The following is a 14,554-nucleotide window of genomic DNA, read 5'->3' as shown; positions in this document are numbered from 1 at the left end:
TGCGGTCGGCGAAGCGGTGGCCCCTTGGCCAGGGCGAGCCGGAGGGGTCTTCGAACTTCTCCACCTCGGCGGCAGGCTGGGCTGGATCTGGGGCCGGCACCCGCAGGCATCCGCGGTGGTCTGCGACACAACGCTCGGCGGCTTCGCTCAGGTTGTGCCAGAGATGCCACCTGTCCGCCACCTGCACCGCCTGGGGGCCCCGGCGGTGGCCCCTTCTGCGAAGAACGGTGCTCGATCGCGGCAGACCACCTCTACCCCGGGACGCTTCGCGAGCCAAGCGGCCAGGGTGGAGGCTTCCCGGTCGGGCAGCAGGTCCACCGGGCGTCGGCTTTCGACGTCGACCAGGACGGTCCCGTAGTGGCGGCCTTTGCGGGTCGCGTACTCATCGACGCCGACGACGCGCGGGGCGGGAACTTCCGGGTTGGGCAAGGATTCGACCAGCCGCAGCACCGTGCTGCGGCTGACGGACACGCCAAAGGCTCTCGCCATGCGGGCCGGCCCGACCGGCGAGCGCGAGGCCGACGTCGACCGCAGGCGCTCGGTCCGCCGGCCGTATCGACGAGTCAGCTCCGGCATCTGCTCGGCGAAGGTCCGGCGCCCGCACGAGATGACCGGGCAGAGGACCCTGCGGACACGCAGGCAGAGGACGACCCGTCTGCCACCGCTGGGCACATCAGCGGGAAACCGCAGGTAGAAAGCTGTGAATCCGCCGCGACCAGCCTCCACAGCCAGAGCAATCGGACCCGGCCACCGTGCTCTGGGCCTCGATACGTACCGCCTCGTCGTTCACGTCGACCGACAGCACAGCCATGTCCGCGATCGACGGGAACAGTAACTCCTCCAATCAGAGCACTACTTCTTCCACGGGCCGAACTGTCAGCCACACCGCACTGGGGACGAATCGTTTTCAGGCAGCTTCCCGAGGTCCCGCCCGCCCGACAAGCGTCACTCCGCGTAGTGATTCACGAAAAGTGAGCCAGAACCCGAGAACGGGAGGCGGTCACCCGGGCTCTGCTCAGCGGCCGTAACCCTCGCGTGAAGCAGCTCCGGTACTCGGGCAGCAGCGGGGCGCACCGCCCCTTGGCGTGATGATCGGCTTCGTCATCTGATGATCTGGTCCCCGTCAGGCAGGTCCTGGACCGTGACGAGGCCGCGGGGCAGCCCGAGTCCCCGCGACACCGCCTGGGCAATCCCGTCGAAGTCCGGGCCTTGCGGGATCGGGACCTGCTCCCCCTCGCCGTAGCTCTCCAGCGCCTTCACGAAGTAGCTCGGATGCCAGGCGCCAACGGCCCCCCTGACCTCGATCGCGGCCACAGGGCGCCCGCCGACGAGTTGCTTGAGCGCGCCCAGAATCTCATCGGATCGCCGTTCACCCGGTACCTGAAACAGGCTGGCGTGAGCACCGACGAGGCCGCCGCCCCTGACCCGCACCGTCACAGTGAGGCAGCTGGTGACGCTCGGATAGGTCATCACACCCCCAGGCGCGACCTCTTTGACCTGCCCCTCCGTGACCGTCGCGCGGGCGGGTGCCGCCAGGCCGCTCACCAGGTGCGGCCCTGCGTGGGTGGGCTCATACGGGGCGATACCGGCGGCCGCACTGGGCGAGGTGAGCGTCGCGGCGCCGACAAGGGCAACTGCGAGGGTCACGATGACGCGCTTGAGTTCGATCACAACCCTCCCAACGATCACAAGGTGCGGCAAGTGCCCGGATCGCCGCCAACCCTCGCTCCGCTTCGGCGGCGCGACAGCCCTGACACAAACCGCGCGACGCGTCCGACCGCCATGAGTGACTCCCGAACCCAACGACATTGATCACGGAGGCGACACCCGAAGCCACCCCCGAAGTCGTCAGCAAACGACTCGCGTTCGCGCGTCTATAGTCCGCCGCCGGCTCGACACCAGACTCGCCCGGGTTGCCACGGAGCCGGGCCCTCGACATCTGTCGCGCCGGGCGCGTAGAACACCGGGGCGCTTGACCGAGGCCGGACATTGGCCTGTGCCGGGCGGCTGGCGGACTGCCCGGCACACGATCACTGCGGGTTCGGCTACCCCACGTTCACGGGCGGCCCGGGTTAGCGCCGGCGGCCCCAGGCCTCGGTGTCAACGGTGCGGCCGCGGTCGTCGCGCAGGGTGGCAGTGCCGGCGCGGTTGTCCCAGACGTGGTCGCGCTTGCCCTGGAAGAGGTCAGTGCGGGTGTCGCGGCCGGATCCGGTGTGGATCCGGATGGTGGCGCGGCCGCCGATGCGGACGTTGTTGAAGCGGTAACGGTTGCCGTCGGAGTCACGCAGCGCCCAAGTACGAAGGTTCACGGCCTGGCGGGTCGTGTTGCGGATCTCGACCCACTCGCCGTTCCGCGGTTCACGTGATCGTGACCCTGACATTCACTGACCGCTGCACCCACCCAAAGCGCGCACGACACAATCGATCAACGCACACCGGCGCACCACCCGGCGCACTCGACCGCCCCATCACCCAACCGGAGCACAGCATTCCGTAACTACGGTTATGCACGTTCCTTCGCACACACATACGGAAACCGTGCCGCCGAATGAATCTGTCCGCCCGTCCCGGTGACCACCCCGCCGACTCGGCGGTGAGCCGGCCCGATACACGCGGGGTGGGCGGCTCGATCAGTGAGCGACCTCCGCAATCGACAGACGCTGTCCCGCGACCGGGACGGCGCAGGGCGACGTCACACCCGGGGGACCATGCGCAGCGAGACCGTTCGGGCAGTGGCCGGCCACCCAACGCCTGGGCTGGGAACGGCCGAGCGTCGAGCAGCGCGAACGCGTGGCCAACCCCGGCATCGACTGCGCATAGTGACACCCGGCCGGGGGGATCCTGGGGGTATGGCCCGACGTCGGCTGTGCGTCTGCTCGGTGCCGGGGTGCGGCCGGGGGTGGGGGCCCGGCGTCGGTACTGCGGTGACGCCTGCGTGGCCGAGCCTCAAGGCGGAGCTGAACGTCCCGACGCGTGCCGTCCGCAAGCCGGGGGCGAACGTGTTGGTGGCCAGTTGAAATTCCCCATGGGTGGCCAGTTGACGGGGATCTAACTGACCGCAGACGGTCACTCTTTGGTGATACTCATCCGGGAGGCGGGACGGGTCCGAAGCCAGTACGAGACGGCCGCGATGGTCAGGGCGATGCCGTAAGCGGCGAAGGCGACCATCCCGATCCAGCCGACCAGCAGGGCGTCGCCCGAGGAGTGGAAGTCGCCGCGCCGCATCGTCACTACGCCGGCCGTGGCCAGGGTCAAGTATCCGGCCCCCACAACGCCGTACGGGGCTAGCGTGGCAGCGCCGAGCAGAGCCGGGGCGAGCGGGAGCCAGCGCGGCACCCGTCGGCCGCGCAGGAACAGTGTCCAGCGCGGGAAGACCTGCCCCCACGGGCGGACCAGGCCCCAGAGCAGGAAAACGCCGAGCACGGACAGCAGCGCGGTGGGATCCAGGCCCCAGGACTCCAGGGTGAGAAAGATCCCCGAGGCGCCGTTGCGCTCCGAGACCGCGAGCATCTCCTCACCAGTGATCCCCGCGAACGTGCCGCCCGACGCCCAGACCAGCTTCATCGCCGCGTATGGAACAAAGGCCAGTGTCCCTGCCCAGGCGGCGAGTTGGACGAGCTGCGGAGCGGCGGACGGCGCTCGTACAGCAGTACCGGCGGGCCGGTGGTCGGACCGGGCCGTGGCCGCGAGCAGGACCGCCCCGACCGCCGCCAAGGCCTTGTTCGCAGCGGAGGCCTGGCTGTCCACTCCCTGACCGAGCATCAGCGTGATCGCATCCATCAGCAGGCTGAACGCGGTGATCCCGGCCAGCCCGCAGACCACCCAGAGCAGCACCCGTATCGCCGGCCGAAGCCCGTACAACACCACCGCTCCGCTGACCAGCATCGCCAGCGCACCCACCGCCATGACCGCCCAACCCAGCCCGGACGTTCCTGAGTCACCGCCGAGGTGGAGCAAGGAGGTCCCACTCAGCGCGCACGCCAGGCCGAAGCCGGCATACAGCACCGCCCACAGCATCGTTGCCCAGGCCACCCAGCGCGGCCATCGCTGCCACCAGGCGCTCCAGAGCGCCTTCATCGTCCGTTCAACACTGGTCATGTTCCGAACGTCGCATCGACCGCGGCGGAGTGGCGTCGGCCACCGGAACGATCCCCCTCCCCCAAACGGGTGAGCAACCTCTTAAGACCAAAGTTGTGTCACGGAGCGTGACGTCTCAACTGGCCGTACCTGGGGAATCTGGACTGGCCGCCGTCATGTCCGTGATCAGCGAGGACACCGCCGACGGCGCGAGGCTCGTCCAGTGGACCGACAAGGACAAGCCCAACCAGCACTTTCGCCTCGCTGATCAGTGCCCACGGAGCCCCGCCGGCTTTGACCGGCGGGGCTTTGCTGTGTCCGGGCCGTACCGGGCCAGCCCCAACAACCGGCCCGGAACGGCTCCAGTTCCCCCGGCTTGGGTGCGGCAGCGAACCGGCGCGCTACCGCCAATGGCTGCTCGACTGTCCCCCACCCCGGAGAAGAACAGCGTGGCCATCGCCTCCAACGAATCCTTCGGAGGATGGACCAAGACGTTCACCGACCCGAGGCTCTGGGCGGCCATCGTCGAGCGGCTGACGTTCGGAGGCAACATCATCGAGACCGACACCGACTCCTACCGACTGGCCGTCACCCGGGCCCGCGGCAGCCAACAGGCCGCGGCACAGAAGGCCGCCAGCTGACTCCCGACCACAAGCCAACCCATCCACGGCCCCGCGACCCCCCACGGTCACGGGGCCTGCCCTGGGCGGTCGGCGTGGGCCGGGCCTGCGTCGCCTGCGGCAAGAAACTCACCGCCGGTGCCGTCCCTCGCGGAACGATCTCCAGCCGGCAAGGAGTCCACAACACCGACATCGAGGTGTGAGCCTGCCCCAGGACAAGGCCCGCCTCATGAACGCGCGCGCCGAACATCCCACCGGCGACGACGAGGACCGGCCGCCCACCTGCCGGCGGTGTGGAGCCCGGGCCCTGGCGATAGGTGGCCCCGAAGGCGGAGTCATCGTGCACGAGAGGACCTGTCCCAACCGACGCGAAGGCGAACCGGCAGCCCGCCCACCCCACACCATCTGACAAGTCCGGTCGGCCTGGCTTGGGGTGACTGCCGGAGCGGCGGGCCCAACCACGGTGCGCCGCTCCGGCAGTCGGGGGGTGCGCTCCGATACGCGGGCGCACCCCCCCGGGGTGTGGTGTCCGGCTCGGGACGGACACCACGCGAGGGAAGCCAAGGGGCCGGCGGGCCAGGAGGATCCCTTTCTCCTCACGCCCGCCCGGGACGGGCCGTCCGGCGACCCGTTACTCCCCGACGAGAGCGGCGCGGATCAGTGGCAGGCCGGGGCGAGGAAGCGTTTCTCCGCGTTCCGGCTGCCCTGTGATGACCGTGGTGAGCCGCATCGTCGTGGTCATTCTCCGTTCAACGCGCAACCGCCCGGCCGGTTACCCGAACCTGGCCCTGACGGGCGCTGCCGGAGTCCGCCTCTGCCCGCGTCCCTCCCGCTGCTCGCCTGCCCGCTGTGCCGGTTGGGGCGCCAGGCCGAGGTGGGCGGCGGTGCCGGTGGCTTGCAGAACGCGGGCCACGATGGGTTGGAACGGGCCACTGAGATGGAAACCGACTCCCGCGCGGGCCGCTTCCGCCCTCGCCCACAGCAGGGCACCCAGCCCTGAGCAGTCACAGAAGGACACCCCGCTGATGTCGACGCGCAGCAGCGCGGGATTGCTGTCGAGGCATGCACGGACCGCACCGCGGACGGCCGGGGCGGTCTTCAGGTCGAGTTCACCGGCGAGGGGGATGAGGCCGTATCGGCCGGCGAGGACCACCGTGCGGGCGTGTCGCCGAGGCGATGGAATCAGGTCCGGCTTTCGTGAGTCTGCTGTCTCGAGGTGCATCTGTTGCCGCCTCCTCAGGCCGCGGTCGGTGGGGTGGCCGATCGGGAGGCGCTGAGGTTGTCGGCGTTGATACGCCGGGCTTCTTGGAGCTGGTCCTCCAAGGCGACGATGCGGCAGGCCGCCTCCACGGGCAGTCCCTGGTCGACGAGTTCGCGGGCGCGGGCCGCGAGCCTCAGCTGGTGTCGGGAGTAACGCCGGTGCCCGCCGGGCGAGCGGAACGGAGTAATCAGGCGGGCCTCGCCGATCGCGCGGAGGAAGCCCTGGGTGGTGCCGAGCATGTCGGCGGCCCCGCCCATCGTGAAGGCGGGGTATTCATCGTCGTCCAGATGACCGACACTCGGGCCGGTCGGATTGTCTGCAGTCATTTCACCTCTCTGTGGAACGCGGAGGGGCCCTGGCACGTGTCGCGCCAGGGCCCCGAAGGAACTGCTACACCATCTACCGGCCCTGATACTGCGCCGGCCTCATTCCGCACACCCGCCTGGAAGCGACGGGTGGTGCGGGGATCGCGGTTGTTCGACCGGAGACCACCTCACTCACGATGTCCTGCGGTACCCGGACCCGCGTGGCGTCCGGGCGATCCCGATGATGCCCAATCCCTCCGTTCATCCCTCGGATGATCAACTGCATACCTGCGGGAACCACTGGTGCTGCGAACTGCTGGTACTGCTCCACTCGGAACTACTGGTACTGCTGGTACTGCTGGTGATGCGAACTGCTTGTACTGCTCGCGGCCTGACCCAGCGCCACACTTTCGGCAGCCAGCCCCGTCGCCCATCCTGCGTCCGCTCTGGCTTGGAACCCCACTGCCGAACCTCCCGATGCGCGCGCCCGCAGCCGACGCCTTCACCGAGGTGCTACTCATTCACTTCACTGCTGGTACTACGAACTACGGGTACTGCACCACTGCGTCAACTGCTGGTACTACCTGTGGTGGCCCCTGATGACCGCGGGCCAACCGGTCCGGTGATCAGCCCCGTCGCCGTCCTTCAACCACTCTGGCTTCGACACTCCATCACCGCACCGTCCTGCTGTACTGCACCTACCTGTACTGCGGTGCTGCTGCCCGGCAGTTCGTCTCTGCCAGGCTTGCGGCCTCTCTGGGCTACGAGAGAAACCATAACCACAGCACTGGCCGATGTCTACTCCAGCCGACACAGATTTTCGCGCGGTAGGCACAGAGGTAATCGATCGCGATGGAACACAGGCGCTCGCCGCGACCCGACGGGGCGCCGCAGGGGACGGTCTGAGGGGACGCGGCGGCGACCGAGCCACAGGTCAGAGTCCGCCGAGCCGGCTCTCCGTGGGGTTCGGTACGGCACAGGGGGCTTCGGTCGCAGCAGGAACATCGACGACGGGGAAACCGTGACCGAGCATGACCACCCCCAACTCCTCAAACTCCTGCACCGCACCGGAGCCCTCACCCTCTTCACCCTCGCCCCCCCACCAGCCACCTGAACCCACCCGCACGATCCGCTCGAACTCCGACAGCTCCCCCGCCGGCCCAATCCCGTCACCGCCGGGTGCGGGCTGGCTCCCACCTGCTTGCCCTGCGCTGTCGGTACCGGCCCCCCGCGGTCGCGTCGCGCGGGTGCGTCGTTCCCCGCAGGCGCCCGCCGGTTGCGCTCACGCCGGGGTCCGCTGTTCCACGCCCCTGCTCAAGCCCTGCCCACCGGTTGAGATCGGGCGGACAGTGTCGAGTTCCGGATCCGATGCGAGCGGAGAGCGGGAAACGTGTCGCCCTGCGGTGTCGTGAAGTGGTTCGACCCTGACCGGGGCATCGGTCTCATCAGCCGGCAAGGCGCCGGACCTGACGTCTCCGTGGAAGCCTCCGCGATCCACGGAAAGGATCGCCACCTCCACCAAGGCGAGGAAGTCCTCTTCAACATCACCCTGGACAGTGGGGGGCTACGAGCCGACGACATCCACCGTACGGATCGTGGCAAGACCCAGCCGTCGAAACCATCGCATACGGTCCCCGCACAGCAGCGTCTCTCTTCCCTGGCCAACCGAGTCGTGCCTGCCGTAGCCTCTCCAGCGGCAACACGGTCCAACCGTCCGCCCGGAGCCGGGCAGTGATCCGCCGGCCAAGAGGCCCGGAGCGACCTGGCTGTCGTCGACCCCGCCCGGCGCATGCTGTAGGGGCGGTGAGCCGGTCGTGCTCGGCCCCCATCGGGCTGCGGCGCATCGTCTCCTTGAGCTGCGGGGCGGGGCCGTGCCGTGCTCCCGGTCTGACTATTTGGAAGGCAAGACAGGGCCAACGCTCATTGTCGGCCGGCCTCACCCGGATGGCACACACCCTGACCAGCATCGGGAGCGTTTACGGCACATGACAACACCAAATCTCCTCTTCCTCCTCGGCCAGACCGCGGAAGGAGAGGAACGGGAAGGTCGCTTCGACTCCGGGGCCACTCGGTCCACTCGGGTCGGAAAGTGGACTTTCACGCCACGCTCAACCAACCGTGGCGAGACCCGTCACGCGACGCTGGGACACGAAAGTCTGGAAATCGATCTCAGGTACTCGTCCTCGATCCTTGAGGACTTCCTTTACACGATGAACGTGATCCAGACCGAGTTCAGCAGGCGGTTCGCTGCCGCGGCAACGTACGCGACGGCTGTTGTCGACTGCTCGGGTGGCCGCTCCCGTGTATGAGCCGTACGGGTACTCCGACATCCACGGCCAGCCGGAGCCCTCCGCGTTCTGGGGCGTACCACAACAGGTTCAGCACGCCTCCCCCGGGCAGCTCGGCGCACCCAACCAGGCGCACCAGCCCTGGGATCCGGCGGAGGAACTCGCGATCCTTCTCCAGGAGGGCGCTGCACTCGGGCAGCCGGAGCCCTTCACCCCGAAGCCTTTCGACGGTATCGGTGACACGGCCGCCACCCTCGGCTTCGTCGCGGGACTGGAGCACAACCCCGGCGAGCGTCCCTCGACACAGGCCACAGGCGGACACCGCCGGAACCAGTCGAAGAGGCCGGTGATGACCCTGCTGCAGACGGGGAGCCTGTTCACCGCCGTACTGGTTGCCGTGATCGCCGCCGTGGTCAGCATTCTCAGCGGGCTGGCCATCTGCGACGCCCTGCGTCACAGCGCCGCACCCCACACCGCCCGTGAAGTCGTCATCTGGTGGCCCCTGTTGATCTACGGCCCCTGGATGGTCGCCTCCCTGTCCATCCTCAGATCCGCCCTGCACCAGCGCCGCGCGCTTCATTCCTGGTCCATCGTGCTGTTGTTCTCCACCCTGGCGACACTCCTGTGCGTTGCCCAGGCACCCAGAACGATCGCCGCGGCGGCGGCCTCCGCCCTCCCCGCCGTCGCGGCGCTGGCCTGCTTCCAACAGCTGGTCCGCCAGATCACACTCACGCGACCGCCTCGCCAAGCCATCCCACGACACCGAAACCCGGCGCCCTCCGCCCCCACCCAGCTCAGACAGACGGCTGCGGCCGGACACAACCCGGTCGGTGTCCCTGCCGGCTGCCTCCCGGCAGACAACAGGGCGGCCCGCTCGCCGTCCCAAAGCCATCCGCTCGGGTAGGACGTACGCCGGTCGCGTGCGGGAGGCAGCGCCACTGAACCGATTCGACGCGTCGCCTGGCGGCTCGGGCCACAAGTCGCGGTGGCCGCGACCGGCGAAGGGGCGCCGCGGCATCGCATCGACAATGGATGTCACGCCGGTGGGAGGGGAGCCTTCGAACGCCGCGACAGCCGGTGGGCTTCGGCGGGGGTGCTGGATGCAGGCCCCTACCGGCAGTGGAACCCGGCAGGCCGACCATCGTGTCGACGGCGAGATCTGCCCACCGCCCACACGCGGCACCGGTGATCCCGGGCGAGCATCCCGGTGCGAACCGCACGGTCGCAGAATGAGGCAACAGGACCGGGCACCACACAGCCGGCGACCGCGAAGGGCCAAGGCGGTCGCGGCCGCCGACTTCCTGGCCAAACCAATCCTTCCCACACGTCAAAGGCGGTGATCACCCGCACTTTTGAAACGAAGATCGAAAGCGATGGTCACGGGCCCTGCAACGACTCAGTCCGACAATCCACCCACGCCGTCCCCTCGCAAGGCTCCCGGACCAGCCATCGCGCTGCGGCCGAACGCCCGCAACCCAGAGGCCCGGGCACCGCGGTGCACCCGAGCGACGTGCCGCAACGCGGGTGGTCGCCACAGCCACCGCAGGTACCGAAGCTCTGCGGCGGTAACGGCAGGAAACCGGCAGAATGAAACATCTCGCCCCAGACAACCGTCGCGGCGCCCGGGCGTCGCGGCGAGGGCACCTCCTGATGGGAAGGTCCGTTCTCCGCTGCGGCGTGATCCGCTTTGGGGAAGTCCTCGATGCGGCGCGGGCCGGGTCAGTTGAAGGCTGCGGCCACGGCGTCCGAGAGCTGATTCAGTACGGTCCGTGAGAGTTGCACCGAGCCGGTGAACGAAAGAAAACCGTGAACGGCTCCGTCAACCCGGGAAGTGCTGGACCGCGACGCCCGCTTCGGCCAACTTGCGTGCGTAGAGGTCCCCTTGGTCGCGCAGGGGGTCGTGCTCGGCAGTGGCGATGACGGCGGGAGGGAGCCCGGCCAGTTCCCTGGATCGCGCCGGAGAGACGCGCGGATCGGCACCCTGGTCAGGACTGCTGAGATAGGTGCCCCAGAACCATTCGAGGTACGAGCGGGAGAGGATCGGCCCGGTCGTGTACTCGTACATCGAGGGGCTGTCGTCGAACCGGTCGACTGCCGGGTAGGCGAGCACCTGGACCGTGATGCGGGGTCCCCCGCGGCGCAGGGATTCCTGTGCGAGAGTCGCGGCAAGGTTGCCGCCGGCGCTTTCGCCGAACACGGCGATGCGTTCTCCGTCTCCCCCGAGGCGTGCGGCGTTGTCCGCGACCCAGGTCAGGACGGCGTACGCGTCGTCGATGGCGGCCGGGAAGCGATGCTCGGGCGCCAATCTGTAGTCGACGGAGACCACGATCGTGCCGGAGCGGCCGGCCACGGTGCGGGCGATGTGGTCCTGGGTGTCCAGGTCGCCGAAGACCCACCCGCCGCCGTGAAAGTAGAGCGTCACGGGCAGCGGCCCGGCATCCGGCTCGGTGACGGGCCGATAGATACGGACCGGTATCTCAAGGTCGCCGGCGGGGGCGGTGGTGTCCAGGACGTCGGCGACCGGTTCGGCAGCGCCGGCCAGGGTGGCGAAAGCGCGCCCGGCGGCGCGGTTCTCCGCCACCGTCCGACTTTCGGGGGCGGGCCCGCCTTCCGCGGCCAATTGCCTGAGCAGGATCTCGATCTGAGGGTCAATGGGCATGAGGCACACCTGCCTGAAGGGACGACCATCCCGAGCTGGAATGACTTCTCCAATATCCGTAGCGCATTATTGGAATGTCAATTCCAACTTTGGTAACGTGGCTGGGTGAGCACACCACTTGAGGCCAAAGAGCCGGAGAAGCGCCGACTCACCAAGGCCGGCCGCAGGACACGCGAACGCATCGTCGAGACCGCCGCGGAGCTGATGTTCCACCGCGGTGCGGGGGGCACGAGCATCCCGGACATCCAGGCGGCCGCCGGGGTAAGCGCGTCGCAGATCTATCACTACTTCGGCGACAAGCAGGGCTTGGTGTTGGCGGTCATCGACCACCAGACGGACTCGAAGCTCGTCCGGCAGCGACCACTGCTGGACAGCCTGGACAGCATCGAGGCCCTTCGCGCGTGGTGCGACACGGCAGGGGATCGGCAGGACGCCCTGGGATGCGAGGGCGGCTGTGAGATCGGCTCGCTCGCCAGCGAACTCGCCGACGGCGATCAGGCGGCGCGGATGGTCCTCGTCGCGGCGTTCGATCGGTGGGAAGGCCCGATCAGGTCGGGACTCGCGCGCATGCAGGCGCGCGGAGAGCTGAGCGAGAACGCGGACGTGGCCGCGCTCGCCACCGCCTTGATGGCCGCCATCCAGGGCGGCATGCTGCTGTCCCAGGTCCGCCGGTCGAGCACCGCCTACCGACACGCCGTGTCAGCGGTGATCGACCACATCGAGAGCCACGTCATCCGTTACTGACTTTCAAGTTGTCTTGTCGTAGGGGCTGACGATCGGTGATCGTCGCGGCATGCCACGTGTATGAGGTATCCGCAGGGCGGGGGTCTGACTGCGGAGAGGCAAGCGTTTCCGTGAGCGGATCCGGATGGAAGCGGTCGCGATGTTCGCCGACGGGCAGTACGGAGATCGCGAAGGAGTTACGGATCGGCGTCCGGGCGGCCCGGCGGTGGCGGCAAGCCTGGCGGCCGGTCAGGGCCAAGTTCGTTCCCGTGGCCCGGCGTCCCGTCCAAAGCTGAGCGACGCGTCGTTCGCCGTGCTCGAGGAGTCAACAGCTCGCGCAGACGGGACGGCACGCCTCACGCTCGGCTGCCCTCGTCGCCCCCTGCTCCCGCGCCGCGCGCCGCACCTGTGCCTGAGGACCTTGGCCTCCTCTCACTGTCGGGCGTCGGCAGCATCGCGGCGCGGGTTGCCAATCGCCTTCAGGAACAGCTGCGGGTGATCGCGGCCGAGGCGGAGGCGCACGGCCTGGGCCTCCACGATGGCGAGTAGCCGAGTCAGGCCCACAGCTCCGCCCAGACTAGTTGTCCGGTGGCTGTCGGCCCGGTGCCCCAGGCGCTGCTCAGCGTGTCCACCAGCAAGAGGCCGCGGCCCGTGCAGTTCTCGACGGGGACCGGCCGGGTGTGGGAGCGGTAGGAAAAGCCCGGGCCGGAGTCCTCGACTTCCAGCCGTACCACTCGTCGTGGGCCGGTGCTGGGATCGCGCAGGGCCAGGGTGATCCGGGCTGGGGTGCCGCCGTGGCGCACGGCGTTGGTGGCCAGTTCGGTCGCGATCAGGGTGAGGTCGTCGCTGAGCCCGTGCAGGTGCCATCCGGCGAGCCGGGCCGTGATCCAGGTGCGCAGCAGGCGCGGGGCCTTGATGTCGGCGGCGAGCTCGTAGTGGTGGGCGCACGCGGTGATCCCGCAGGAGCGGAGGGCGGCTGAGGTGGTGGGGACTATGCGAGGCATGAGAGCTCCTCGGCTTGCGGGGATTGGGTGAAGCGGGATGGGGGTGGCCTGGGATCCGGTGAGTTACGTCCGGTAACGGTCCGTGATCGCCCGCCGCCTACGGTACGACGCGGACCGGCGGCCCGCGTCGTACGAGGGCGGCCCTCAGGCCGGGCCGGCTGCTGCGGTGACAGTCACCTCGCGCAGCGGGATCAGTCTGATCGGTTCCGCGAGGAGGTCTGCGAAGCGGGCCGCGAAGGCCTGGAAGTGGGGCGTGGCCATGTGGTAGTCGAGGGCTTCCTGGTCGGCCCAGGTCTCGCGTACGTAGAAGGTGCCGAGCTCCTCAAGTAGTTCAAACAGCGTGTAGTCGAAGCAGCCCGTCTCGGCGCGGGACGGTTCGACCAGCGCGGACAGGACTTCCCGCAGTGCTTCGCGCCGCTCCGGCTTCGCGCGTACACGAGCGAGGGCGACGAGCGGGTGGGACTGGGGGGACATGGCCTTCTCCTGGGGTCGGGCGGCGCCGGGCGGCGCGATGGGTGGGGTCTGGTCGGTCGGTTCAGAATCCGGTGAGGGTGATCTTGCCGATGGCGGTGCCGGATTCCAGGATCCGGTGGGCCTCTCGCAGGTGGGCTGCGTTGACCGTGCCGAGGTCCGTGGTGGCGGTCGTCGCGAGGGCGCCGCGGTCAACGAGCTCGGCGACGCGGGTGAGGATGTGGTGCTGTCGCACCCTGTCCGCGGTCCGGTACAGCGACCGGGTGAACATCAGCTCCCAGTGGAAGGAGATGCTCTTGGACTTCAGCAGCCCGATCTCCACGGGGCCGAAGTCGTCGATGGCTACGATGCCGCCGAAGGGCCGCAGCATGTCCGCGTAGGCGGCGAGGCTGCGGTCCGTTCCGACCGTGCTGAAGATGTGATCCAGGCCGCCGGGTGCGACCTCGGCCACCTGCTGCGGCAACGGACGGTTGTGGTCGACGGTGTGCGTGACGCCCATGCGGCGTGCGAACTCGGCGCTCTCCGGTCGCGAGGCGGTACCGATCACCGTCAGGTCGGTGAGAGCGCGTGCCAGTTGTGCCACCATGGCCCCGACGCCGCCGGCGGCCGCTGTCACCAGCATCGTGCCGGTCTCGCGTCCGGCATCTCCCTCACCCAGGCCGAGGCGTTCGAAAAGGCCCTCCCAGGCGGTGAGGGAGGTCAACGGCAGGGCTGCGGCGTCGGTGAAGGAAAGGGTGGCCGGCTTGGGCCCGACGATGCTCTCGTCGACGACGTGGTACTGGGCGTTGGTGCCGGGGCGGTCGATCGCGCCGGCGTAGTAGACCTCGTCGCCGACCGTGAACAGCTCGACCCGTTCGCCGACCGCGACGACGGTGCCGGCCGCGTCCCAGCCCAGCACCTTGGGCCGGCCGCCCGGGTCGCTGTTGCGGCGCACTTTGTAATCGACCGGGTTGACCGCGACGGCCTCGACCCGGACGAGGAGGTCGTGCGGGCCGGGCCGCGGCACGGGCAGCTCGACGTCCACCAGGCTCTCGTCGTCCTCGACCGGCAGGCTGGCGCGGTAAGCCACCGCCCGCATCATCTCGTTCGGCATCTCGTTCATCCCGCTTCCTCTCACGGTGGTCTTGTCCCCCGGGGCGGCCGCCC

General features: G+C 69.1%; 13 protein-coding genes and 1 pseudogene. 4 read left to right on the top strand and 10 right to left on the bottom strand.

Translation table 11 applies throughout. The annotated features are described in order from the left end of the window. Positions 1-147 precede the first annotated feature (147 nt). From OHA84_RS35875 to OHA84_RS35860, 4 genes are all read right to left on the bottom strand, one after another. Complete coding sequence (locus tag OHA84_RS35875; RefSeq protein WP_266967386.1) at positions 148-576, bottom strand: transposase; 429 nt, start codon at positions 574-576, stop codon at positions 148-150. A 525-nt stretch (positions 577-1,101) separates the two neighbouring features. After that, a complete protein-coding gene (locus tag OHA84_RS35870; RefSeq protein WP_266967388.1) occupies positions 1,102-1,671 on the bottom strand; it encodes a hypothetical protein in 570 nt (189 codons plus the stop codon). Between the two features lie 401 nt (positions 1,672-2,072). After that, the gene (locus OHA84_RS35865) at positions 2,073-2,381 is read right to left on the bottom strand and encodes a lamin tail domain-containing protein (RefSeq protein ID WP_266967389.1); all 309 of its coding nucleotides are present in this window, start codon (positions 2,379-2,381) and stop codon (positions 2,073-2,075) included. Positions 2,382-3,066: 685 nt separating this feature from the next. Beyond that, complete coding sequence (locus OHA84_RS35860) at positions 3,067-4,098, bottom strand: hypothetical protein (protein ID WP_266967391.1); 1,032 nt, start codon at positions 4,096-4,098, stop codon at positions 3,067-3,069. 401 nt (positions 4,099-4,499) lie between these two features. On the opposite strand from OHA84_RS35860, the pseudogene OHA84_RS35855 reads away from it, so the two are divergent. Beyond that, positions 4,500-4,718: pseudogene (locus OHA84_RS35855) on the top strand (ATP-binding protein); the annotation flags it as partial. 751 nt (positions 4,719-5,469) lie between these two features. Here the strand turns inward: OHA84_RS35855 and OHA84_RS35850 are convergent. Then, positions 5,470-5,919 carry an STAS domain-containing protein gene (locus OHA84_RS35850; RefSeq protein WP_266967393.1) on the bottom strand — a complete coding sequence of 150 codons (450 nt, stop codon included), beginning with the start codon at positions 5,917-5,919 and terminating at the stop codon, positions 5,470-5,472. Between the two features lie 14 nt (positions 5,920-5,933). Then, positions 5,934-6,284, bottom strand: a complete 351-nt coding sequence (locus OHA84_RS35845) for a MerR family transcriptional regulator (RefSeq protein WP_266967395.1) — start codon at positions 6,282-6,284, stop codon at positions 5,934-5,936. Between the two features lie 1,369 nt (positions 6,285-7,653). Here OHA84_RS35845 and OHA84_RS35840 point away from each other — a divergent pair. Further along, positions 7,654-7,998 carry a cold-shock protein gene (locus OHA84_RS35840; RefSeq protein ID WP_371591556.1) on the top strand — a complete coding sequence of 115 codons (345 nt, stop codon included), beginning with the start codon at positions 7,654-7,656 and terminating at the stop codon, positions 7,996-7,998. A gap of 554 nt (positions 7,999-8,552) precedes the next feature. Then, entirely contained in the window at positions 8,553-9,455 is a 903-nt protein-coding gene (locus OHA84_RS35835; protein WP_266967397.1) for a hypothetical protein, read from the top strand. A gap of 915 nt (positions 9,456-10,370) precedes the next feature. Here OHA84_RS35835 and OHA84_RS35830 read toward each other — a convergent pair. Then, positions 10,371-11,210: an alpha/beta hydrolase gene (locus tag OHA84_RS35830; RefSeq protein ID WP_266967399.1), complete on the bottom strand. Its 840-nt coding sequence runs from the start codon at positions 11,208-11,210 to the stop codon at positions 10,371-10,373. A gap of 105 nt (positions 11,211-11,315) precedes the next feature. Here OHA84_RS35830 and OHA84_RS35825 point away from each other — a divergent pair, with 105 nt between their 5' ends. Beyond that, on the top strand, positions 11,316-11,954 hold the full coding sequence (locus OHA84_RS35825) for a TetR/AcrR family transcriptional regulator (protein WP_266967401.1): 639 nt from the start codon (positions 11,316-11,318) through the stop codon (positions 11,952-11,954). 533 nt (positions 11,955-12,487) lie between these two features. Here OHA84_RS35825 and OHA84_RS35820 read toward each other — a convergent pair. From OHA84_RS35820 to OHA84_RS35810, 3 genes are all read right to left on the bottom strand, one after another. Beyond that, entirely contained in the window at positions 12,488-12,937 is a 450-nt protein-coding gene (locus OHA84_RS35820; RefSeq protein ID WP_266967403.1) for an ATP-binding protein, read from the bottom strand. A 144-nt stretch (positions 12,938-13,081) separates the two neighbouring features. Next, a complete protein-coding gene (locus OHA84_RS35815; RefSeq protein WP_266967405.1) occupies positions 13,082-13,411 on the bottom strand; it encodes a putative quinol monooxygenase in 330 nt (109 codons plus the stop codon). A 61-nt stretch (positions 13,412-13,472) separates the two neighbouring features. Continuing rightward, positions 13,473-14,501 carry a zinc-binding alcohol dehydrogenase family protein gene (locus tag OHA84_RS35810; protein WP_371591618.1) on the bottom strand — a complete coding sequence of 343 codons (1,029 nt, stop codon included), beginning with the start codon at positions 14,499-14,501 and terminating at the stop codon, positions 13,473-13,475. Positions 14,502-14,554: the final 53 nt, after the last annotated feature.

Source organism: Streptomyces sp. NBC_00513 (assembly GCF_041431415.1).
Classification (GTDB): Bacteria; Actinomycetota; Actinomycetes; order Streptomycetales; family Streptomycetaceae; genus Streptomyces.
The sequence above is the reverse complement of the archived record's forward strand: the minus strand, read 5'-3'. Positions and strand labels throughout refer to the sequence as shown.

Bases quoted from the DNA above. Each gene is read 5' to 3' on its own strand.
- OHA84_RS35810 (WP_371591618.1), bottom strand. From the start codon at position 14,501: ATGCCGAACGAGATGATGCGGGCGGTGGCTTACCGCGCCAGCCTGCCG.
- OHA84_RS35875 (WP_266967386.1), bottom strand. From the start codon at position 576: ATGCCGGAGCTGACTCGTCGATACGGCCGGCGGACCGAGCGCCTGCGG.
- OHA84_RS35865 (WP_266967389.1), bottom strand. From the start codon at position 2,381: ATGTCAGGGTCACGATCACGTGAACCGCGGAACGGCGAGTGGGTCGAG.
- OHA84_RS35860 (WP_266967391.1), bottom strand. From the start codon at position 4,098: ATGACCAGTGTTGAACGGACGATGAAGGCGCTCTGGAGCGCCTGGTGG.
- OHA84_RS35850 (WP_266967393.1), bottom strand. From the start codon at position 5,919: ATGCACCTCGAGACAGCAGACTCACGAAAGCCGGACCTGATTCCATCG.
- OHA84_RS35820 (WP_266967403.1), bottom strand. From the start codon at position 12,937: ATGCCTCGCATAGTCCCCACCACCTCAGCCGCCCTCCGCTCCTGCGGG.
- OHA84_RS35845 (WP_266967395.1), bottom strand. From the start codon at position 6,284: ATGACTGCAGACAATCCGACCGGCCCGAGTGTCGGTCATCTGGACGAC.
- OHA84_RS35830 (WP_266967399.1), bottom strand. From the start codon at position 11,210: ATGCCCATTGACCCTCAGATCGAGATCCTGCTCAGGCAATTGGCCGCG.
- OHA84_RS35815 (WP_266967405.1), bottom strand. From the start codon at position 13,411: ATGTCCCCCCAGTCCCACCCGCTCGTCGCCCTCGCTCGTGTACGCGCG.